General features: G+C 40.1%; 22 protein-coding genes. 19 read left to right on the top strand and 3 right to left on the bottom strand.

The features are described 5' to 3' along the window. Positions 1-64: 64 nt before the first annotated feature. From M1E93_RS16965 to M1E93_RS16940, 6 genes are all read left to right on the top strand, one after another. Positions 65-2,590: an outer membrane usher protein gene (locus M1E93_RS16965; protein WP_060561395.1), complete on the top strand. Its 2,526-nt coding sequence runs from the start codon at positions 65-67 to the stop codon at positions 2,588-2,590. A gap of 79 nt (positions 2,591-2,669) precedes the next feature. Beyond that, the gene (locus M1E93_RS16960) at positions 2,670-3,434 is read left to right on the top strand and encodes a fimbria/pilus periplasmic chaperone (RefSeq protein ID WP_014657604.1); all 765 of its coding nucleotides are present in this window, start codon (positions 2,670-2,672) and stop codon (positions 3,432-3,434) included. A gap of 46 nt (positions 3,435-3,480) precedes the next feature. Continuing rightward, positions 3,481-4,107 (top strand): fimbrial protein, encoded by a 627-nt coding sequence (locus tag M1E93_RS16955; RefSeq protein ID WP_060561396.1) that lies wholly within the window; start codon positions 3,481-3,483, stop codon positions 4,105-4,107. 12 nt (positions 4,108-4,119) lie between these two features. After that, positions 4,120-4,626, top strand: a complete 507-nt coding sequence (locus M1E93_RS16950) for a fimbrial protein (protein WP_060561397.1) — start codon at positions 4,120-4,122, stop codon at positions 4,624-4,626. Then, a complete protein-coding gene (locus M1E93_RS16945; protein WP_060561398.1) occupies positions 4,626-5,150 on the top strand; it encodes a fimbrial protein in 525 nt (174 codons plus the stop codon). Before M1E93_RS16950 ends, M1E93_RS16945 begins: the two co-directional genes overlap by 1 nt. 12 nt (positions 5,151-5,162) lie before the next feature. Further along, positions 5,163-5,708 (top strand): fimbrial protein, encoded by a 546-nt coding sequence (locus tag M1E93_RS16940; RefSeq protein WP_060561399.1) that lies wholly within the window; start codon positions 5,163-5,165, stop codon positions 5,706-5,708. A 35-nt stretch (positions 5,709-5,743) separates the two neighbouring features. On the opposite strand, the gene M1E93_RS16935 is transcribed toward M1E93_RS16940, so the two are convergent. Next, positions 5,744-6,691 carry an IS30 family transposase gene (locus M1E93_RS16935; protein WP_140035165.1) on the bottom strand — a complete coding sequence of 316 codons (948 nt, stop codon included), beginning with the start codon at positions 6,689-6,691 and terminating at the stop codon, positions 5,744-5,746. Positions 6,692-6,760: 69 nt separating this feature from the next. On the opposite strand from M1E93_RS16935, the gene M1E93_RS16930 reads away from it, so the two are divergent. From M1E93_RS16930 to M1E93_RS16910, 5 genes are all read left to right on the top strand, one after another. After that, positions 6,761-7,546, top strand: coding sequence for a hypothetical protein (locus M1E93_RS16930; RefSeq protein WP_426207035.1), 786 nt, complete (start codon positions 6,761-6,763; stop codon positions 7,544-7,546). 786 nt (positions 7,547-8,332) lie between these two features. Next, positions 8,333-8,560 (top strand): HEAT repeat domain-containing protein, encoded by a 228-nt coding sequence (locus tag M1E93_RS16925; protein WP_014657620.1) that lies wholly within the window; start codon positions 8,333-8,335, stop codon positions 8,558-8,560. Between the two features lie 280 nt (positions 8,561-8,840). After that, positions 8,841-9,140 (top strand): HdeA/HdeB family chaperone, encoded by a 300-nt coding sequence (locus tag M1E93_RS16920; protein WP_014657621.1) that lies wholly within the window; start codon positions 8,841-8,843, stop codon positions 9,138-9,140. 523 nt (positions 9,141-9,663) lie between these two features. Next, positions 9,664-11,868, top strand: a complete 2,205-nt coding sequence (locus M1E93_RS16915) for a TonB-dependent siderophore receptor (protein WP_104873241.1) — start codon at positions 9,664-9,666, stop codon at positions 11,866-11,868. A 62-nt stretch (positions 11,869-11,930) separates the two neighbouring features. Continuing rightward, a complete protein-coding gene (locus tag M1E93_RS16910) occupies positions 11,931-13,031 on the top strand; it encodes an ABC transporter substrate-binding protein (protein WP_426207034.1) in 1,101 nt (366 codons plus the stop codon). A 157-nt stretch (positions 13,032-13,188) separates the two neighbouring features. Here M1E93_RS16910 and M1E93_RS16905 read toward each other — a convergent pair whose 3' ends face one another. After that, positions 13,189-14,082: a LysR family transcriptional regulator gene (locus tag M1E93_RS16905; RefSeq protein WP_104873242.1), complete on the bottom strand. Its 894-nt coding sequence runs from the start codon at positions 14,080-14,082 to the stop codon at positions 13,189-13,191. Positions 14,083-14,180: 98 nt separating this feature from the next. On the opposite strand from M1E93_RS16905, the gene M1E93_RS16900 reads away from it, so the two are divergent. Further along, positions 14,181-14,834: an MFS transporter gene (locus M1E93_RS16900; protein ID WP_426207033.1), complete on the top strand. Its 654-nt coding sequence runs from the start codon at positions 14,181-14,183 to the stop codon at positions 14,832-14,834. On the opposite strand, the gene M1E93_RS16895 is transcribed toward M1E93_RS16900, so the two are convergent. Beyond that, positions 14,817-15,764: an IS30 family transposase gene (locus M1E93_RS16895; protein ID WP_140035165.1), complete on the bottom strand. Its 948-nt coding sequence runs from the start codon at positions 15,762-15,764 to the stop codon at positions 14,817-14,819. The two genes, M1E93_RS16900 and M1E93_RS16895, sit on opposite strands and share 18 nt — an antisense overlap. Positions 15,765-16,035: 271 nt before the next feature. Here M1E93_RS16895 and M1E93_RS16890 point away from each other — a divergent pair, with 271 nt between their 5' ends. The 7 genes from M1E93_RS16890 to M1E93_RS16860 all read left to right on the top strand — a co-directional run bounded on the left by M1E93_RS16890 (position 16,036) and on the right by M1E93_RS16860 (position 22,509). Beyond that, the gene (locus tag M1E93_RS16890) at positions 16,036-16,593 is read left to right on the top strand and encodes an MFS transporter (RefSeq protein WP_318559247.1); all 558 of its coding nucleotides are present in this window, start codon (positions 16,036-16,038) and stop codon (positions 16,591-16,593) included. 3 nt (positions 16,594-16,596) lie between these two features. Further along, positions 16,597-16,989: a hypothetical protein gene (locus M1E93_RS16885; RefSeq protein ID WP_174822174.1), complete on the top strand. Its 393-nt coding sequence runs from the start codon at positions 16,597-16,599 to the stop codon at positions 16,987-16,989. 239 nt (positions 16,990-17,228) lie between these two features. Then, the gene (locus M1E93_RS16880) at positions 17,229-18,176 is read left to right on the top strand and encodes an IS30 family transposase (protein WP_140035165.1); all 948 of its coding nucleotides are present in this window, start codon (positions 17,229-17,231) and stop codon (positions 18,174-18,176) included. A 462-nt stretch (positions 18,177-18,638) separates the two neighbouring features. Continuing rightward, positions 18,639-19,499, top strand: a complete 861-nt coding sequence (locus tag M1E93_RS16875; protein WP_061064382.1) for a helix-turn-helix transcriptional regulator — start codon at positions 18,639-18,641, stop codon at positions 19,497-19,499. Positions 19,500-19,536: 37 nt separating this feature from the next. Then, positions 19,537-20,613 (top strand): hypothetical protein, encoded by a 1,077-nt coding sequence (locus M1E93_RS16870; protein ID WP_004925206.1) that lies wholly within the window; start codon positions 19,537-19,539, stop codon positions 20,611-20,613. A 55-nt stretch (positions 20,614-20,668) separates the two neighbouring features. Beyond that, positions 20,669-22,240: a cobalamin adenosyltransferase gene (locus M1E93_RS16865; RefSeq protein WP_426207032.1), complete on the top strand. Its 1,572-nt coding sequence runs from the start codon at positions 20,669-20,671 to the stop codon at positions 22,238-22,240. Then, entirely contained in the window at positions 22,237-22,509 is a 273-nt protein-coding gene (locus M1E93_RS16860) for a YkgJ family cysteine cluster protein (RefSeq protein WP_004925202.1), read from the top strand. Before M1E93_RS16865 ends, M1E93_RS16860 begins: the two co-directional genes overlap by 4 nt. The last annotated feature ends 64 nt before the right edge of the window (positions 22,510-22,573 follow it).

Here is a 22,573-nt window from a genome sequence, read left to right as displayed (position 1 = left end):
TTAAGCCGGTTGAATTTATTTTTCTCTTTATTGTTATTGTGAATGTTCACGAGGGATATTTTTTATGTCTTCACCAAAGGCTACTTATTTTCGCCTTGCATTGCTGTCGCTGTCCATTGCGTTTGCTTTGGGTGAAAGTCAGATAGCATTGGCATCATCTGATGTTATCCAATTCAATATGGATGTATTGGATGTGGAAGACAAAAAAAATATCAATCTAGAACATTTTTCGCGTGCTGGTTATGTGATGCCAGGAACCTATAGCTTAGCGCTTAAGGTCAATGACGATACGTTACCAGAAGTGAAAGTACCATTTTATCCCCCTGAGAATGATCCTCAAGGCAGTGAGCCGTGCTTATCACCCGATATCACTGCCCAATTAGGGCTGACCGCAGACAGCTTGAAAAAGCTGACATGGTGGCACGATGACCAATGCTTAAATTTGGAAAGTTTGCCGGGAATACAGGTGCGTGGGGATCTCTCAACTTCATCCTTATACGTGAGTATTCCACAAGCTTACATGGAGTATACGGCTCCTAATTGGGATCCACCATCGCGTTGGGATGAAGGGATTGCTGCGATTTTGTTGGATTACAACATTAACGGTAACACTTATCGCCCGCACAACAAAGGTCATAATACCTACACCTTAAACGGTAACGGGGTGGCGGGGGTAAACTTAGGTGCATGGCGTTTTCGTGCAGATTGGCAAGGCCGTTTAAATCATGCAACAGGCTCAAACCAAGCTATCAATCGTGATTTTCAATGGAATCGATTTTACGCCTTTCGTGCGCTGCCGGCTCTCGGAGCCAAACTGATTTTGGGTGAAGATTACCTGAACTCAAATATGTTTGATTCATTCCGTTTTATTGGCGCCAGTTTGCGCTCGGATTTGAACATGTTGCCGCCGAATTTACGCGGTTACGCACCGGAAGTAACAGGGATCGCACAATCCAATGCGACGGTGACGATAAGCCAGCAAGGGCGTGTGATTTATACCGAACAAGTGGCACCGGGGCCGTTTCGTATTCAAAACTTGAGCGATGCGATTAGTGGTACGTTGGACGTCAAAATTGAAGAGCAAGATGGTACGGTACAAGAGTATCAACTCGATACAGCTAACTTACCTTACCTAACTCGTCCGGGACAGCTTCAATATAAGTTGGCATTGGGTCAGCCGAATGATGTTAACCGGCACAAAGAGGGTGATAACTTTATCACTGGTGAGTTTTCGTGGGGGGTGAATAACGGTTGGTCACTGTTCAGTGGTTTGCTTGGCAGCAAAAACTACCAAGCGATTTCAGCGGGTATTGGTCGAGACTTACTGGCGTTCGGTGCGTTGTCATTCGATGTGACTCAGTCGTTTGCGCGTTTGGCAGGTGAAAACACTATTAACGGTGGATCTTATCGTGTCAGCTACGCAAAACGTTTTGATGCTATTGATAGTCAAATTCAATTCGCGGGTTATCGCTTCTCGGAGCGAGACTTTATGAGTATGTCAGACTTCTTACAGGCAAGGAAAACAGGTATTCGTTATGGTGGTAGCAAAGAGCTGTACACCATTTCACTGAGCAAAAATTTCCGTGATATCGGTATGTCTGTGTATTTGAACTACAACCACCAAACCTATTGGGATCGACCGGAAAACAACTATTACAGCCTGACGTTATCCAAATATTTTGATGTGGGAACGATTAAGAATGTCAGCGTTAACCTGTCGGCAAACCGCAGTATGTATAACGGGGTGACGGATGACAGTATTTATTTATCGACCTCATTTCCGCTGAGTAATGGTGCTAATGTGGGGTATTCCTTAAATAGCAGCCGTTATGACACGGTCAATCGAGTGACTTACCATGACCGCATTGATGAGCGTACCAATTATCAATTGGGCGTAGGATCAAACCGTAAAGGAGCGAGTGGAACTGCGTATCTGACTCACCAAGGCGATACCGCGCGAGTCTCGGGTAATGCGAGTTACGCCAATAACCAATATACCGCGTTTGGATTATCAGCAACTGGTGGGATCACGCTGACGGCAGAAGGTGGTGGTGTACATCGCATGAGCATCCCTGGAGGAACCCGTTTACTGGTGGACACCGATGGCATTGCTAATGTGCCTGTCAAAGGGTTTGGAGCTCCGGTTACCACCAATATGTTTGGTAAAGCGGTGGTTGGTGACATGAACAGTTACTACCGCAGCAAGGCACAAATTGACTTGAACGCGCTGCCAGATGATGTGGATGCACAGCAATCGGTGGTGCAAGTGACCTTAACCGAAGGGGCGGTGGGTTACCGCGAATTTGCGGTTGTGGCAGGGCAAAAAGCGATGACGGTGTTGCGCTTACCGGATGGCAGTTACCCTCCGTTTGGGGCGCAAATATTCAATACAAAAGGCCAAAGCACCGGCATCGTAGGGGATAGCGGCAGTGCGTATATCAGCGGTATTGAACCAAATTCCCTAATGACCATACAGTGGGGAGACGAGGACGGATGCCAAGTGGCTTTCCCTGAGAGTATCGATATCAACAATCCATCGCTGTTGTTGCAGTGTACTCCGCTAGCAGCAAAGCAGTTAGCGCAGCGATAACACGCGTTAGCACGGTATGAACAGAATTTGCGGTGACGCGATGGTGTCTCCGAGATGACATTAAAAAGGTTATAACAGCATGAAACTGAATAAAAAATACGCTTTGATAGCGGGTGTGATGGGCATGATGTGGTTAAGCAGCATGGCACACGCGGCGATTGGTCTTGACCGTACTCGGGTGATTTTTAACGGTGACCAAAAATCGATGTCACTCAACATTTCTAACAACAATAAACAATTACCGTATCTAGCACAGGCGTGGATTGATGATGCTGAAGGCAACAAAATTACTTCGCCATTGGTGGTATTGCCGCCAGTGCAGCGTGTGGAGCCCGGCAAATCTAGCCAAGTGAAAATCGAAGCCCTGCCAGCGGTTAGTACCTTGCCACAAGATCGCGAGAGCTTGTTTTACTTTAACTTGCGTGAAATACCGCCTAAAAGCGATAAGCCCAACACGTTACAGATTGCCTTACAAACCCGCGTAAAAATGTTCTATCGGCCAAAAGCGATTGTGCCGGCCAAAATGGGCACACCATGGCAAGAAAAATTAACCCTGCAAAAACAAGGCGATACGGTAATGGTCAAAAATCCCACGCCGTATTATGTGACAGTGATTAATGCAGCAGAAAGCCTTAAGGCATTGGACAACAAAGATAAAAAAGAATTTAAACCCATCATGTTGCCACCGTTTGGTGAAAGCGCGTTGGGGGTGAGTGCCAATGCATTAGGGCAGCGTCCGGTCGTGACTTACATCAATGATTACGGCGGGCGTCCAAACTTGACCTTCCAATGTCAAGGTAGCCAATGTCACGTGGTACCGAACGATAAGCCTGCGACACCGTAAACCATTATATTTGCTTTGTCTGCATCATGACGATAAGGAATAACCGATGACACACAAATTACTCCATCATGCTGTCACCTCTGTGTTGTTTGGCAGCGTACTTGTCTGTTCATGGGGCAGTCAGGCCGAAGATAACAATACGCGTTTGTATCGTCCTGTGGATAACTGGCAGGTCGATGGTGCCAACGGTGCGCTGTATGTGTCGGGTTCACTGACCGAAAGTCCGTGCCGTTTAGCGATGACCTCGGCGTATCAAGCGGTTGAATTGGGCAATACCGAAACGGCGGAACTGAAAGCCGTGGGGGATAAAGGGCGTGCAACGGCGTTTCACCTTGAACTGCAAGATTGTATCGAAGTGAACAGTGCCTTGGAAAACGTCCAAACTGGGCAAACCGCGTGGAGTAGCACCCAACCGGCGGTTAAAATCCGTTTTATTGCGCCAACGGTACCGTGGATGCCGGATTTTGCCAGAGTGACTGGCGCACAAGGGATTGGTTTAGTACTGAGTGATAAGGCAGGGCAAATCTTGCCTTTAAATCAAAATAGTAACCCAGATCTGCTGCCATCAGGGCAATCGACGCTGACCTATTATGTCTCACCGGTACGTACGGCACAATTGATGCAGCCGGGAGCGTACTCTGCGCTGATTTCTTTTGAAATGCGCTATGAGTAAGGTGAAATAGTTATGGGAAAAAAAACATTCAAAATACTCTGGTTGTATAGTGTTTTGTTGGGAACGGTATTACTACCAAGAGATGTTTTAGCTGGTTCAACTCAGTTAGACTTTAGGGTAACTATACGTATTGAGATTAAAACTTGTGATGTAAATGATAATCAAGCCATTGAAGTAGATTTTGGTGACATGATTATCAAAAATATCGATGGTGTAGCCTACGAGCAACCGATTGATTATACACTTGATTGTGACGATGCAACCAATAGTACTCCACTTAAGTTACGTTTTGAAAATAACTCCGGGGCAAATTTTAATGCCAACTTATTACGTACGAGCGAACCTAATTTAGGGCTGCGAGTGAAACAAGATGGCTATCCTTTTGCGTTTAATAATTGGGTTTATTTTACTTACGGCAATCAACCTGAGTTGTCTGTTGTTCCTGTAGCAAGAGGATCAGCTGGAATTGATGACGGTCCGTTTACGGCTTCGGCGTTACTTACTGTGGAGTATGAGTAATGGCACAACAACGTGTAATTTCCATTGTATTATGGCTGATAGCCAGTGTATTGATATCTGGATATATCATGATACCTGTACAAGCATCTACACAAGTCAATTTTTATGGCAATTTAATTGGCCATCCACCTTGTGATATATCGGGGGAAAATGATCCAATTTATGTTGATTTTGATGAAGTCGGGCTTACTAGGATCGACGGAATTAATTATAGGAAGGATTTTACATTAATAGTGACTTGCGGTAATGACCTTGGTAATGGTGTGCAGCTGTATATGGGATATAACGGTATGAATGCTCCATTTGATAATGATGCTGTACAAACGAGTATTGGAGGGCTTGGCATACGTTTATATTATCAAGACCAAGTTGTTTCTCCTAATAATGATGACATTCCCATCGTAATGTCAGGTGGTTATTCAAAGGTAATTCCCTTATGGGCTGTTCCTGTGAGAGAAGATGATCGCAATTTATTTGAAGGTACATTTTCAGCTACTGGCACAGTAGAAATTCGTTATCCTTAAAAAGGAAACAATATGAATAATTATAAAATAGCTTTTAAATATTTAATATTATTCCTGTTGAGTGGAGGATTAATACCAATTTATTCTATGGCATCATCTTCGACAACTATTCACTATGGGGGCACTTTAATTGCTCTTCCATGTACGATAGAACCAGGGACGGAGAATGCTTATTATGATTTAGGTGTTACTCCAACAAAATCACTCTATCGCTTTACCCGAACTTCAGGAATATTAATAACATTTGAATTGAAAGATTGCGATACATCGTTAGGTACTACTGTTAAAGCTTCATTTTCAGGATCAACAAATAATGAAGGTTTATTAAGGTTTGCACCAGGAAGTGAAGCAAAAGGTGCAGGAATAGGCTTAGAATATTTAGATGGTCGGCCTATTTCTATAGATGGAAAGTCAAATTATAGTGTACAGCTTGTTGATGGCGATATGCTTATTCGTTTAAAAGCCTATGTACAAGGAGAGCGAGAAGCTCTAGCAAATAAAAGTTTAGTGGCTGGAGATTTCAATGCAATCATGACTTATGCGTTAAGCTATGAATAAATATTTAATGGCGGATTCAAGTCCGAAGTGCAACGCTAAGCCGCCTTTCTTAGCTCCGCAAACACCACCGAAGGTTGTCTGAACCCCAGACACTTGCGTGGCCTGCTGTTCAACGCTCCCTGATAGCGTTGTAAGTCTTCTTCTGTCACTGTCCGCAGGTCTGTTCCTTTCGGGATAAACTGTCTTAACAACCCATTCGTATTCTCGTTCAGCCCACGCTCATGCGAGGCATACGGATGGGCAAAGTACGTATCTGCGTTCAGTGCTTCTGCTATCGCCTTGTGCTCACTAAACTCTAGACCGTTATCGAACGTTATTGTGTGACATACATCCTGATACTCACTCAGCAGTGAGATAATGGCCTTACTGACTTCCACCGCATCCTTTGAAAACACCTTTTTTGTCAGGTAAATACGGCTTTTGCGTTCTGCCAGTGTCACGATAGCACCAGTGCCCTGTTTACCCTGCACCAAATCGGCCTCCCAGTCCCCCAGACGGCTACGGTCATCGACGACTGACGGCCGTAGCTCAATGGATACCGCATCAGGGATGCGCCCTCGTTTCTGCCCGTAGCCCTTACGATATCGCCGTTTGCCCTGCCTAAGATGCCTGTACAACTCGCCACCGCTACGCTTATCCGCATAGATATACTGGTAAATCCATTCATGGCTGACGCTAAGACCAATAATGCTGCCAATTGCACTTATTTGCTCAGGACTCCACTTCCACTCCAGAGCAAATATCACGAAATCTATGGTCTGCTGAGGAATTGTCCTTTTGGCAGATGACAGCCGCCTATCACAGCACTTCTGGTGTGCCTGTTGTGGGTTATAACCAGTATCTGAAGTGTTACGCCTCAGTTCACGGGAGACCGTGGACTTGCTTACACCGATACGGATACCTATCTCATGGCAGGATAAATTATCCTCACGCAGTATCGATATCTGGTATCGTTGTCCTTCGGTTAGTTGCTGATACTTCATACTTACTCGCTCATCTTTGGTCGGAAGAGCAGGATAGCTTATCAGTAGCTAACCGTCCTTCCATCTAACATGACCGAGCGTTGCACTTATTATCTGAATTCGCGAGTTGTTAATGGTAAAGTTGTTCAGATTGATAATTTAGTGCAGTCTAGTTCATATGCATATTGTTACTCCCCATCAGAAAACCTTAATGGGGAACTATTTTCACCAAATGATGATCGAGTTACTGATATTACTGTAACAGGAGCAGAAATTAAATTTATATCACCGGATCTGGCAGAGCCAGGGGAATATTTTATAGCATTAAGTGATGGTACAATAGTTCCTCAACTATATGGTGCATCATTAACGGCAAAAGCAAACGGAACTACAGATTTATCTGAGATATTAGTTAGTTCTTTTAACATTGATGTTCTTGATGCTTGCACAATCGATGTGAATGGAAATACTTCATCTAGGTTTTATCTATCTTCTGATGAGTCAACAGGATTGGTTGATTATGAAAGAGTGACTGTTGAAATTGATTGTGATAGTAACATTGGAAATACTGTTCTAGGCTCTGTTCGATTGCAAACTGGGCTAATAAAAGACGAACCAAATAAGTTTTACTTAATTAATGAAGACTATGAAGATAATGGTTTATATATTGAAGGGATAATCAATCAGAATGGTTCAGACTGTGATGATGAGGGGGATATTTTATTTAATGGTGAAGCCTTTGATATTGATTTAGAACATAAATATGATAATTATAGTGGTGAGTTCACTATAGATTGGAATTTATGCAAAGATGAACACTATATTGAGCCAGGTGTTTATTATGGTGCTTTAGACTTATCTATATTTGCTAAGTAATGTAATTCCTCTCATATTGATTTAATATGAGAGGTTGCTATTTTAATTTATTTTTTTTGGTAATATTTAATTGAGTTATTGCTAATATATTCTTGGTTAATTTTTTAAATAAAAAATCACTTAATTAAGTGTTGGAATTTAATAAGTATAACTAGTAAGTTAAAATATAACAAATGTTACTTATTTCTTAATTTGAAATGGTTAAGTAGATTTTTTTCTGTTTTTAAACGGTTGTTTATGTGGAAATTATATTAATATCATTAAGTTACCTCTTCTAAAGTATTCATGTGGTGGAATTAGTAGTTTCAGGTGCCTGTCTTAATCTTCAATAGATTTTAACTTCATAATATTTTTGCCTTCATATTTTTCTATATTATAACTCCACATTATATCTATTCGCCCTGAATATATCAATTTTACGGCTGGTATCGTTAATTGATTCCCATTTTTAACGGGCTTTAGTATTACAACAACTTGATATTCAACAATTAGGTTTTATACATAGCGATCTTCTCTGAGTACGTAATGAGTATGGATGGCGATTTTAAACTATGAGTCGTGTTTTTTAATGAAGGATAGTGCCCTTTCATCCAACGACGAGTATTTTATGTTATAAATCTTACGTCTAATTTGAACTATCGCTATAAATATTAAAACACATAATAAATGGGAGTAAATTTCCAATTAGCCACTTAAATTGTTCTTGAATACAGTAGGATGTAATTAGTTATTTGACTTAAAATAACCAAGTACATTCACTTATTTCTTACTATAACAGGCTAACTCATGGAAAAACAAATAATAAGCACATTGATTGAGCTTACCTTTAGAGGTAACGATGATGTCAAAATTGCGGCTATTTCTGCATTAGGGGATTATAAAGCAACGATTGAGCAACATAATGCTGTTGTAAGATTAATGGCGCTATGCAAGGATCCTAACAAAGAGGTGGCAGTATCATCAATTAGGTCATTAAGTAAGCTAGCCGGTTATTTTCCGGGGACAGAAAAATAATGAAATCTCTATGCTCATTTATTCCAATAAACAATTTATATTTTAAATATTAGGTTCAGTGATAGGTTTATATTATTATTTTTATTTACTCTTATAGAAACTTAAATGAAAGCTTTTTTTCTATTTTATCAATTTAAGTTAATTATAAAAAGATGGTCAAATTAAGTCTTTTGTTTTCTATTTTTATCATCCAAATAAGATTATATAAACTTTAATAAGTTTGTGATAAAAATAAACAGCCACATTGTTATGCATTATTTATACACATAAGAGGTTTATAATGAAAAAGATTGTTATCTCTAGCGTTTTAGCTGCTATGGCAGCATTCTCTTTTAATGCGATGGCTGCGGACTCGAATATTGTCACGCCTGAAAAAATGACTTGTCAGGAATATATTAATTTGAACCCGCAAAGCTGGGCACCTGTTGCATTGTGGATCACCAATATGGATACACAATTTAAAGGTGGTGATTATGTTGCGTTAACAGAGCAAAGCGTTGCTGAAGCGCCACAGATTGTTGAATTCTGTAAGAAGCACCCTGAAGGTACGTTACAAGATTACTTAGCGTCAAAAAAATAAGTTAAATTTATGCCCTAGATAATTTCAATTTATGTTAGTTGATAAGTGAGCAAGTCGTTAGGCACAGACAAAATGTTGTGGTGAATACGAGCGAACCTAATCAATAACGTTGTCACTTGAAATATTATGGGTAGTACAAAATCAAAGCCTTGTTAATGTGGTGTTTGTTTTTAGTTTAATCAAAGGCAAACACCTTACTATTCATTTTATATATCGTTTTAATTGGCTCGACGACGACATAGCGACTTAGTCATAACTTGTTATTGATGGTAGCTCAAAATCCGATAAACCTGTTTTTTGTCTGATCTCCTCCAGCATTTCTTTTTCTGATTTATAAATATTTGGCTTCTCCTATCTTCTTATCTGCCGAAAGCGTCTAAAAAAAGCATTATAATGATAATAGTTCTTAATAGTATGTTTGTTATCAGTTAAAATTAGCCGCTAATTTAGCCGGATAAAAAGCCGTAATGCTATCGGCCGCGGCTTTTAAAAAAACACGACAACCTATTAGGATCTTAGGCACATGAAAATTAAGCATCTTTGGATACTCTCTCCATGTTTTGCTTCATTTATTGCACCAGCAACATTCGCAGCAGAAAACAAACAAGATGAAATGACTGTCTCGGCAACGCGTTCTTATCGAAGTGTGTCGGAGATGGCCCAAACCACATGGGTTATTGATAATGTTGAAATTGAACAGCAAGCAGAAGGTGGAAAAGAGTTAAAAGATATTCTGTCACAATTGATCCCCGGTATGAGTGTTAGCGGTCAAGGACGTACTAATTACGGCATGAATATGCGTGGCCGCTCAATGATTGTGATGGTGGATGGCGTACGTTTAAATTCTTCGCGTAGTGACAGCCGCCAATTAGATTCTATCGACCCATTTAATATTAACCATATTGAGGTGATTTCTGGCGCGACTTCTTTATATGGGGGCGGTAGTAGTGGTGGATTAATTAATATTGTCACCAAAAAAGGCCAAGAAGAAAAACAAGTTGACCTGCAAATTGGCGGAAAAACCGGTTTCAGTAATGGCAAAGATCATGATGAAAATGTTGCTGCGGCAATGAGTGGGGGTAATGAAAACGCCCATGGTCGTTTATCTGTTGCCTATCAACGTTATGGCGGTTGGTATGATGGCAAAGGTAAGGCAATTAATATTGATAATACACAAACAGGCCTACAATTTTCTGACCGCTTGGATGTAATGGGCGCTGGGGTTATTAATATTGATGATAATCAGCAGCTACAAGCCACGGTTCAATATTATAAAAGTGAGTCCGATGGCAAACATGGGCTTTATTTAGGCAAAGATTTTGCGGCGGTGAAAGGCCAAGGCGAAGCCTATAATAGCGGCAAATTAAACTCAGATCGTTTACCGGGTACTGAGCGCCATATGTTGAATTTACAATATTCAAATGGCGACCTTTGGGGGCAAGATTTTGTTGCTCAAGTTTATTATCGTGATGAATCACAAAAATTTTACCCATTCCCCGCGTTAAATAAAGCAAAGGATGTGACCAGCATTAGTGCTTCCGATCAAAAAACCAATTTCTATGGCACTAAGCTGACGTTTAATAGTGAGCCTGTCGATAATCTGACGCTGACTTATGGTGCTGACGCTGAGCACGAACAATTTCGTGCTAATCAAATGTTCTTTAATTTAGATAAAGCGAAAGAATCAGGTGGTATGGATTTGAAAAAAGCCTATCAAGTTGGGCGTTATCCAAGTTATACCACAACCAATATGGCCGCTTTCTTACAAAGCAGCTACGATATTAATCCAATATTCACTTTAAGCGGCGGTGTGCGCTATCAATATACCGAAAACAAAGTGGATGATTTTGTTGGGTATGCTCAACAGCAGCAAATCGCAGAAGGTAAGATAAAATCCGCCGATGCAGTACCTGGGGGGAACACTGATTATAACAATTTACTCTTTAATGCGGGTCTACTAATTAATTTAACGGAAGATCAGCAAACATGGTTTAATTTCTCTCAAGGCTTCGAAATTCCTGATATTGCAAAATATTATGGTACAGGGAAATACGCAGCAGCCCCTGATGCTAATGGGCATTTGGCATTAGAAAATAGTATTAATATTAATGATACTAAAGTTAAAGGCATTAAAGTTGACTCTTATGAGCTGGGCTGGCGTTATACCGGCGAGAACCTACGTACACAGATTGCAGCATATTATTCATTATCAGACAGAAGTTATGACATTAATAATACGGATATGACGATTTATATGAAGTCAGATAAACGTCGTATTTATGGTGTGGAAGGGGCGATTGATTATTTCTTCGATAATAGTGATTGGAGTGTTGGTAGTAACTTTAATCTGCAAAAGTCAGAAACCAAAGTGGATGGTAAATGGGAAAAATGGAGCGTTAAATTTGCTAGCCCATCTAAAGTTACTGCTTATGTGGGATGGGAGCCTAATGATTGGTCTCTACGTTTACAAAGCCAGCAAACCTTTAATGTTTCAGATGCGGATGGTAACAAGCTCAATGGCTATAATACCGTGGATTTCTTAAGCAGTTATTTATTGCCAGTTGGTAAAGTCAGTTTTGCGGTAGAAAATTTACTGGATGAAGATTACACCACCATTTGGGGACAGCGTGCGCCTAAATTATATAGCCCGAGTTATGGGGCAGCAGATCTGTATACCTATAAAGGTAGAGGAAGAACTTTTGCGTTGAATTATAGTGTGACGTTTTAAGTTGAATATTTTATGAGTCATCTTATTGATGGCTCATCTTTATGACTCAATGAGGTTATTGAATGAAATGGCTATTAACCGGATTATTATGCTTAGTCAGTGTAATTGCGTCAGCTAAAACGCCTACATTAATTACGGACTTACAAGGACGTGAAGTGAGTGTTGATCTTCCTGTCGAAAAATTATTTTTGATTGATGGAAGAGATATTTTGTCGGTCGATATTGCCGCGGGGCAAGACGCTTTTTCACGTATTGTTGGCTGGAGTGATTCGTTAGAACAGTACGCGCCTGATTTAAAGCAGGCTTATTTTTCTGCGGTTCCTGAGTTAGCCAAAATACCAACACTAAGAAAAACCCGTGAGACGGGCATTCAAATTGAGAAATTACTTGAGCTGGCGCCAGAAGTGGTATTAATGCATAAATCTAATTATGCAGCGATGCGCGATAGCCAATTTATGCCACAATTGGAAGCAGCAGGGATCAAGGTTATTTTTATTGATTTCCGTATGGATATCGCCAATAACACGCCAAAAAGTATTGTGTTATTAGGTGAATTATTAGGAACTCAGGAACGTGCAAACCGCTTTGCAAAATTGTATCAAGAAAAGCTAGCCGCCATTGAAGAGCAATTGAAAAAACCTTATCCATCGGTATTAATTGAGGCTAATGCGGGTTTATTCACGGATAGTTGTTGTCAGCTCTACGGTCGGTCAGGTTTTGGGGTTTTAGCAAGCCTTGCGGGTGGTAAAAACTTAGTGGAAGACAAGTTTCCGGCTAAAGGTGCTGAAAGTTCAATTGAAAACATTATTACCCTAAACCCTGACTTTTATTTATTAACCGGTGCAGATTGGCAGAATTTTAATCGCCGTTCAACAGCCGTTAAACTGGGTTATTATGCAGATGCAACGGTTGCTAAAAAGCAATTGGCTAAGCTTGTCGATCGCCAAGGGATTTCATCGCTGACAGCGGTAAAAGATAAGCATGTCATGGCGGTTTACCATAATTTCTATAATAACCCAATGAATATTTTTGCTATTGAAGCCATGGCTAATTTTATGCATCCGCAGACTTTTGCAACCTTAGAGCCAGAGCAAAATTTGCAGGAATTCTTACAGCAGTTTACGGCTATTAAAGCGAATGGAGTGTTTTGGATAGCCCTTTAATATACTCGTCATACTTTACGCTTTGCTGATGACGCTGACTCATACTCACACAAGTCTGTGCTCTAGCGCCTTAGTCATTTATTGCCTAGCCGCACCCAGCGTTATTGACAGTTACGATGCTATTTTAAGGCTGTGTTTCGATGAGACACGGCTTTTTTTATAGGCTAAATTTTTCAACTAAGTAATCAATAAAGACGCGTGTTTTCGCAGGTAGAGTGGTGCTATTGGGATAAAGTAGCTGAATATTCTGTGAAGGTAGATAAAATTCAGGTAATAAACGAATGAGACGCCCTGCATTAATATCATCATTAACTAGCCAATCAGGACAGATAGCGACACCTAGAGAGGCCAGTACCATTTGCTGGATCACCGATGCTGAATTCGATTCATATTGGCCTTTTATGATGGGAAGAGGGTATTTTTCCCCTAGAGTATTTTTTAGAACGTATTGTGTATCTTGCCAATTGAGTAATGAATGGGTTATCCAAGGAATTTGTGCTAAATCGTTAATACCTTTAACGGGATAGTGTTTTAATAGTTCAGGGGTCGCCACAATATAGATTTGGTATTCACCTATTTTGCGTATTTTTAGTGATGAGCTTTTTAAATTACCTAAACGTATCGCGAGATCTAATTTTTCGGTGACCAAATCATCTAATGATGAATTAAAGCTGTATTGCAGGCGTAACTTCGGGTAAAGGCGACAAAATTCAGGTAGTAAAGGCAAAATATAACGTTGGCCAAATTCATTCGTGGATGAAAAACGCAGTAAGCCTGTGACGTTTGTTGCTAAATTTTGGCTTCTTTCAAACGCTTCTTCTATCTCTAGTTGAATACGTTTAAAGTCATCATAAAAATGCTTACCCGCCTCGGTGAGGGCAATATTGCGCGTATTACGTATGAGCAGACTGACATTCAGCCGTATCTCTAACTGCTTGATATCAATACTGACCATAGACCGGCTCATACCTAAAATATCAGCGGCTTTAGTAAAAGAGCCTGAGTCCACCACTTGCAGAAAAGTGGTTATTTGCTTAAGGTTTTTTTGCATAATCAGTCTGATTGTTTGTCATTATTAAACAATGAGTTTAATCCTCTTATATCGACAAAGAAAGGGGGAATACCTACTCTTGTGCGCCGGAGGTAGGTATGTCTTATCGATATAAAATCGCAACTGTTTTTTTAATCGGCTTCTTTATCGACTGTATTAATATTTTTATGTCAGCGATTGCATTGCCAGATATTGCTTCAGCGTTTTCTACCAGCCAATCAATGGTGGCTTGGGTCGCTAATAGTTATATCTTAGGTTTAGTCCTGATCATGCCATTGAGTTTGTGGCTCGCTGGGCAATTAGGTAACCAGAAACTGCTCAGTATTTCTATGCTGTTATTCTCAGTCAGTGTTTTATTGTGTGGGCTGAGTCATTCAATTTATAGCTTGGTAGTTTGGCGTTTTATTCAAGGCATTGCTGGTGGGCTATTGATCCCTGTGGGACAGGCTCTCGTTTTTGAGCTATTTCCAGGTAAAGAGCGCCATCGTATTTCAATTTTAATTATGGTTGTCGCTTTAACGGCTCCTGCATTTTCTCCAGCAGTAGGGGGAATGATTATTGATTCATTATCGTGGCGCTGGGTATTTTATGCTAATTTGCCTTTCTCATTATTTGCGGCAATCTTAGCATGGTGGTGGGTGAATAATGATGGGCGGCAACAAAGAGAAAAACCTGATGTGATAGGGTTGATTATGGTGAGCTTTAGCTGGCGGATTCAAGTCCGAAGTGCAACGCTAAGCCGCCTTTCTTAGCTCCGCAAACACCACCGAAGGTTGTCTGAACCCCAGACACTTGCGTGGCCTGCTGTTCAACGCTCCCTGATAGCGTTGTAAGTCTTCTTCTGTCACTGTCCGCAGGTCTGTTCCTTTCGGGATAAACTGTCTTAACAACCCATTCGTATTCTCGTTCAGCCCACGCTCATGCGAGGCATACGGATGGGCAAAGTACGTATCTGCGTTCAGTGCTTCTGCTATCGCCTTGTGCTCACTAAACTCTAGACCGTTATCGAACGTTATTGTGTGACATACATCCTGATACTCACTCAGCAGTGAGATAATGGCCTTACTGACTTCCACCGCATCCTTTGAAAACACCTTTTTTGTCAGGTAAATACGGCTTTTGCGTTCTGCCAGTGTCACGATAGCACCAGTGCCCTGTTTACCCTGCACCAAATCGGCCTCCCAGTCCCCCAGACGGCTACGGTCATCGACGACTGACGGCCGTAGCTCAATGGATACCGCATCAGGGATGCGCCCTCGTTTCTGCCCGTAGCCCTTACGATATCGCCGTTTGCCCTGCCTAAGATGCCTGTACAACTCGCCACCGCTACGCTTATCCGCATAGATATACTGGTAAATCCATTCATGGCTGACGCTAAGACCAATAATGCTGCCAATTGCACTTATTTGCTCAGGACTCCACTTCCACTCCAGAGCAAATATCACGAAATCTATGGTCTGCTGAGGAATTGTCCTTTTGGCAGATGACAGCCGCCTATCACAGCACTTCTGGTGTGCCTGTTGTGGGTTATAACCAGTATCTGAAGTGTTACGCCTCAGTTCACGGGAGACCGTGGACTTGCTTACACCGATACGGATACCTATCTCATGGCAGGATAAATTATCCTCACGCAGTATCGATATCTGGTATCGTTGTCCTTCGGTTAGTTGCTGATACTTCATACTTACTCGCTCATCTTTGGTCGGAAGAGCAGGATAGCTTATCAGTAGCTAACCGTCCTTCCATCTAACATGACCGAGCGTTGCACTTATTATCTGAATTCGCGGCTTACTGTTCTTATTGTTATCCTTTTCATTTTATAACGACTATCATAGCCTTGTGCTGGCCGTAAGTAGCTTTCTATTTTCCGCTTTTATTCTGGTTTTATATCTTCAATACGCCAAAAAATGTTCGGCGCCCATTTTAAATTTTCAGTTACTCGTAAATAGCAATTTGCGTAATGCTTTTATTGTTTATTACGCAGTACCTGGTGTATTTACAGGTGTCAATTTACTCAATATTTTTAACTTACAAAGCAATTTGCATTTTAGTGCAGCTCAGACGGGTATGTTTATGCTGCTATATGCCGCGGGGGCACTACTATCAATGCTAAGTGGTGGTTACCTCTATCACCAAGTTGGTAAGAAAACGCTATTTTTTGCAGGAATGACGACTCATAGCTTAGGAATAATGTTGCTGTTTTGGGTATCAAGTTATTCAGATTTGCCTCTACTCATTGCTGCTTATTTATTAATGGGGGCTGGTGGTGGGTTGTGTACTAATACCGCTCAGATCAGTGCATTAATTGATTTTTCAGGGAAGGATTTATTGCAAGGGAGTGTGCTATGGAATATTAATCGCCAAGTTTCGTTCAGTGTGGGAACGGTCGTGTTGGTATCTATTTTTAGTGTCGTCACCGTACAAAATGATTTATTACGCTATCAGTATACCTTCATGATAGCAGCGGTTGTCGGCCTACTATCATTAATCGCAGTATTAAAAGAGAGATAATTTATGAGTCACATGGAAAAAGCGTTGCAGAGTGTTATAGATCTACATATCTTGATTGAAAATGTATTTACTGGCAAAGATACGCATGCATTAACCCCTTTATTAGCTAGCTTTGATGATGCTTTTGCAATGGTGACAATTAAGGGAGAACGTATTGGTTTAGAGCAAGTGAATGAGTTGTTTAGCCAAAATATAGGCACAAGGCCTTCACTTACAATCACATTATCAGATATTAAACCAATTTTTGAGCTAGGTGAGTATTGCTGGATACAGTATCAAGAGTTGCATGAAACCCCTGAATCAAGGCTGTTACGAACTGCTACGGTTTGTATTAAGGTACTCGGGGAACGTTGTTTTTGGGTATATTTGCATGAAACTCCTATAAATAAAAACTAACTTACTTATTAAAGCGTTAGCGTATTTTTGAACAGTAGGCTAATGTTTTTTCATCTTCATTATCATTTTTAATCGAATTTTCGACATATTGGCTGGGGATAACTAGGATATTCCTTTATACATTAAAATGTTGCTCGCGAATTCAGATAATAAGTGCAACGCTCGGTCATGTTAGATGGAAGGACGGTTAGCTACTGATAAGCTATCCTGCTCTTCCGACCAAAGATGAGCGAGTAAGTATGAAGTATCAGCAACTAACCGAAGGACAACGATACCAGATATCGATACTGCGTGAGGATAATTTATCCTGCCATGAGATAGGTATCCGTATCGGTGTAAGCAAGTCCACGGTCTCCCGTGAACTGAGGCGTAACACTTCAGATACTGGTTATAACCCACAACAGGCACACCAGAAGTGCTGTGATAGGCGGCTGTCATCTGCCAAAAGGACAATTCCTCAGCAGACCATAGATTTCGTGATATTTGCTCTGGAGTGGAAGTGGAGTCCTGAGCAAATAAGTGCAATTGGCAGCATTATTGGTCTTAGCGTCAGCCATGAATGGATTTACCAGTATATCTATGCGGATAAGCGTAGCGGTGGCGAGTTGTACAGGCATCTTAGGCAGGGCAAACGGCGATATCGTAAGGGCTACGGGCAGAAACGAGGGCGCATCCCTGATGCGGTATCCATTGAGCTACGGCCGTCAGTCGTCGATGACCGTAGCCGTCTGGGGGACTGGGAGGCCGATTTGGTGCAGGGTAAACAGGGCACTGGTGCTATCGTGACACTGGCAGAACGCAAAAGCCGTATTTACCTGACAAAAAAGGTGTTTTCAAAGGATGCGGTGGAAGTCAGTAAGGCCATTATCTCACTGCTGAGTGAGTATCAGGATGTATGTCACACAATAACGTTCGATAACGGTCTAGAGTTTAGTGAGCACAAGGCGATAGCAGAAGCACTGAACGCAGATACGTACTTTGCCCATCCGTATGCCTCGCATGAGCGTGGGCTGAACGAGAATACGAATGGGTTGTTAAGACAGTTTATCCCGAAAGGAACAGACCTGCGGACAGTGACAGAAGAAGACTTACAACGCTATCAGGGAGCGTTGAACAGCAGGCCACGCAAGTGTCTGGGGTTCAGACAACCTTCGGTGGTGTTTGCGGAGCTAAGAAAGGCGGCTTAGCGTTGCACTTCGGACTTGAATCCGCCGCTCACATGTGCGAGCGACTATGCTGCCATCATTATCACTATTTCCAACCCAGTTAAAGTCATCACGCTACTTAATCATGGTCTCGTTTTCCCTTTATTAAAAGACTAAGATAATAAGAATTAGATAATCACAGTTTGTTTTATGAGCATTTTTAACTTGTCGTTAGAATAAAAATCACCTATTAAGCGTAATTTTGTTATTAATGTTTTTTATTGGCTGTTTACTCTTAAATAGTCTGTGCAGAATTACAGTGGTTTTTAAATAAAAGGTAATTACCCTTAATAAGGGTTTTAATTAAAGGTAGCAGAAAAATTGCTATGATATAAAAATGAGAGTTATCTTATACGATAAAAAGTTTTGTACTGACGCCATTTGTCACTGAGTTTGATATTCTTTGCGTAATCAATATTAACCTAAATCATAGTTGGTGATAAAATGGATGACTATAAAAAAAATCAAGGAGTCAGATTAGCAACAATTATTCTCGAAGCATATCTTTATGGTGAAGTAGATAAGTATGAATTAGCCTCTCGTTTTAAAGTCAGCGAGCGGACGATTTATCGAGATTTGAATTCGCTAAACTTAATTTTAGAGCATAAAGGGAATTCAAAGTATGGTTTTTCGACAGTTGTCGAATATTATAAAATGATTTCTTTTTTTGGTATAGATAAGTATTTGCCTGATTTTAGTCAGTCTTTTTTGAAGAGTATTCCTGAGACTATTCAGAACAGAAGTGTTCTCATTAAATTTAATGGCATTGAGCATAAGATCAAGAGCTACTTAAAAACACATTATGAAAGAATTAGGTATGCAATTGATAATAAAAGAGAATGTCATATTTTGTATAAAAGCAAAAATCGGACAATATATCCATATAAGCTCATCTGTCACAATACGATTTGGTACTTGAATGCTATCGAAGAGGGGAAGCTTAAATCATTTTCACTAAATAGGATTGAATGGTTAGATGTCAGCAAAAAAACTTTTTTACCTGATAATAATATTGTCAATATGTTAATGGAGAGTAAAGACCCATGGACTAGCCATAATTATTTTCATGCTCGAGTATTGGTTTCAAAGTCGATAGCTGATTACTTCAAAAGAAGAGATGTTTTACCTAATCAGTGTATTGTTGATGAAAGTAGTGATTCTCTAACAATTTCATGCTCTGCGATGAGTGAAAAGCAAATTTTACCTTTAATTCAATATTGGATCCCAAATATTAAAGTTTTAGAGCCAGAATGGTTAAAGATAAAGTTTGAACAAAACCTACGGGATTATATTAGTCAATTGTAACTAGTTATTTTCATTTTATTAAAACTGAGAGGATTTTATGGCAATACCATTTATTATTGCTGGTGCAGCTATTGCGGCCGCCGCGTTTGGTGGAAAGAAAGCTTATGACGGATACCAAACAAAATCAGAAGCTGACGATATTTTAGAGAGCTCTAAACGTCGTTATGATGAAAAAAAAGAAGTGCTAGAGTCAATAAATGTTAGCACGACAACGGAATTAGAAAAGTTAGGTACGCTTGAGTTAAAAATCGGTAAAAGTTTCAATAAATTTAACACTATCGCACAATCAATATTAAAGCAGCTTAATGAATCAGGACAGGATATTTCAATTTCGATTCCACGTCATGAAATCAATAAAATTGAAAACCTCGCTATTTCAGCGACAGAGTATCTTGGAACCTTAGTGGGAGCCGGTGCATCAAGTGCTGCTGCGGGGTTTGCTGTCTATGGTGGTGTTATGGCATTCGCGGCTGCATCTACAGGAACACCAATTGCAGCGCTTTCAGGTGCGGCTGCTTATAATGCGACAATGGCGGCTATCGGTGGCGGTTCTCTAGCTGCTGGTGGTTGGGGGATGGCAGGTGGAGCAATGGTGTTAGGTGGTGCTGTTGTTGCTCCTATCTTAGCGATTGCTGGTTGGGCTTATAATTCTCACGCTGAAAAAGCATTAGATAATGCCCAAAAAATTCGCTCTGAAGTTAATGGTGCCGTTGCAAAAATGACTTTGGCTTATGAAAATTTAACCAAAACCAAAGAGTACGTTGTCGCTATTTATCATGTTTTAGAAGCACAATTTACCGTGTTTAAACCATATCTATTAGCACTCATAGAAGCCGACAAAATGATTCAACGTAATAAAGCATTAGGTCAGGCTAACACCCATGGCATTACGGATGAGTTAAAGCTCACTATTAATAATGGTTATAAACTTGCAGCTATTATGACTAACCTAATTACGACACCATTATTTAAGCCGAAATTAAATCAAAATAATGAGGCTATTATTGTTGATGAGGTTATCGAGATTGAAACAGATAGCCATGGTCTGAAAATATTAAATCAGGAATGTTTAGATAAGCGATTAGATGAAACTAAGCGTTTTACGTTATCTTGATGGCATCATAAATCATAAGTAGCAGTACTTTCACTGCTACTTATAGGTAAGACATATGCAACAGACAAATTATAATTGGCAAAAAGAAGTGAACGATACGATTGTTCAAAGTTTAGTCACTTCCTTTGGTTTGGATTTTTTATTATTAAAAGATAAAAAAGGGGGGGATGTTGATACGGTGCATAATGTCAGAAATGATATTTGGGCAACCGAGGAAGAAAAAAATTGTTATCGGGATCGTGGTGAATATGATTCACATGCATACCACAGCCACGAGAATTACAAAGAGACAAACCGCAAAGGCAAACAAAAAAAGTTAGCGGGTGAGTTAACGGACTCCTATACAGGAGAAACGTTTAGCCAACATGATGTGACTAATCTTGATCATATTATTGCGGCTTATGAAGTGCATAATGACCCTGCACGTGTTCTTGCTGAAATTGACGGTGCGGATTTAGCTAACCGTGACTCAAATTTGACCTTTACGAATGAAACATTAAATAAGTCGAAAAAAGCCAAAAAAATGGCAGACTTTATTTCGAATCTAAAGTCACAGCAAACACTGCTTAAAGCAGAAATTAGTGCATTAGAAAGTAAAGGGCAACTAACCGATATTGAGTTAAAAAAACTCAAGACACTTAAGAATAAGCAGAAAGCCAATTTTGATGCCATGAAGGCTGTCGATGAAAAGGCCAGAAAACAGTATGATGCAGAAATTAGTAGCAAGTACTACAGTAGCAGTAAGTTTTTTGTGAATACGGCATCAGCGGCTATTAACACTGGGTTGAGAATGGGAGCAAGGCAAATGCTAGGGATTGTATTTGCAGAGCTTTGGTTTGAATTAAAAGATTCGATTCCTAAATTGATTGAACAGCATAAAACAAACTTTAAATTTAAACTTTTCTTGGAGGATTTGAAAGGTGTTGTTACGAATATTTGGGAAAGATTAAAAGCTCGTTTTAAAGATTTTTGGACTGAGTTTAATAATGGGTTGTTTGGTGGGTTATTAGCCAGTGTTACAACCACCATGTTGAATATTTTCCTAACATCGACAAAAATGATAGGGAAGTTAATCCGAGAGTCTGCAAATAGCCTATTTTCTGCTGTGAAGCTGCTCTTTTTTAATCCAGAAAATTTAGCATTAGGGGATTTACTAAAATCAGCCATTAAAATTATATCGACCAGTATTTCTGTTGTACTCGGTTCAATGATAACAACATATTTGAATGGAATATTATCATTCCCATTCGGTAATGATGTTGCGCTATTCATTGGGGCTTTAGTCTCTGGTTTATTGACATTGGCGATGTGCTATTATTTAGAGCACAGTAATTTAATGCAAAAGATTTGGCGTTTTTTAAATAAATTCCGCAATAAGTATGAGCTAACATTAAAGTACTACCGAGATGTTAATGCTGCTTTAGATAAATACCTAACAGAACTTGCTCAGCTTGAATTTAATTTTAATGTTGCTGAAATGCAGACGTTTACCCATGCATTGCAGGCGACAAATACAGAATATGAGCGAAAAATTATTCTTAATCAGGAAATTAAACGGAGCAATATTGCATTACCCTATGATGTAGATAGTGATGATTCATTCAGTGATTGGCTGGATTCATTATGATTTTAGAAACCGAGCTATTTCCTTGTGATAAATGTGGAGCATGCTGCCGCCATGTTGATCGCGCTAATGAAACTCAATTTCTTGATAGAGGCGATGGCATCTGTAAACATTATAATGAAACTAGCATGTTATGCACTATTTACGAAGAGCGCCCAGATATCTGTCGTGTCGATAAACAGTATTTGCTTCATTATCACGATCAATATACATGGCATGAATTTGTTGAAGTGAACAGAATTGCCTGTGAAATAATACTGGGCAGTGAATAATTTTGACTTATGCTATATCCGTTTAATAAGACCATTACTAAACCTTTTAGTGATGGTCTTATTT

The sequence above is a fragment of the Providencia sp. PROV272 genome (genome assembly GCF_049901975.1).
GTDB lineage: Bacteria > Pseudomonadota > Gammaproteobacteria > Enterobacterales > Enterobacteriaceae > Providencia > Providencia stuartii.
The sequence above is the reverse complement of the archived record's forward strand: the minus strand, read 5'-3'. Positions and strand labels throughout refer to the sequence as shown.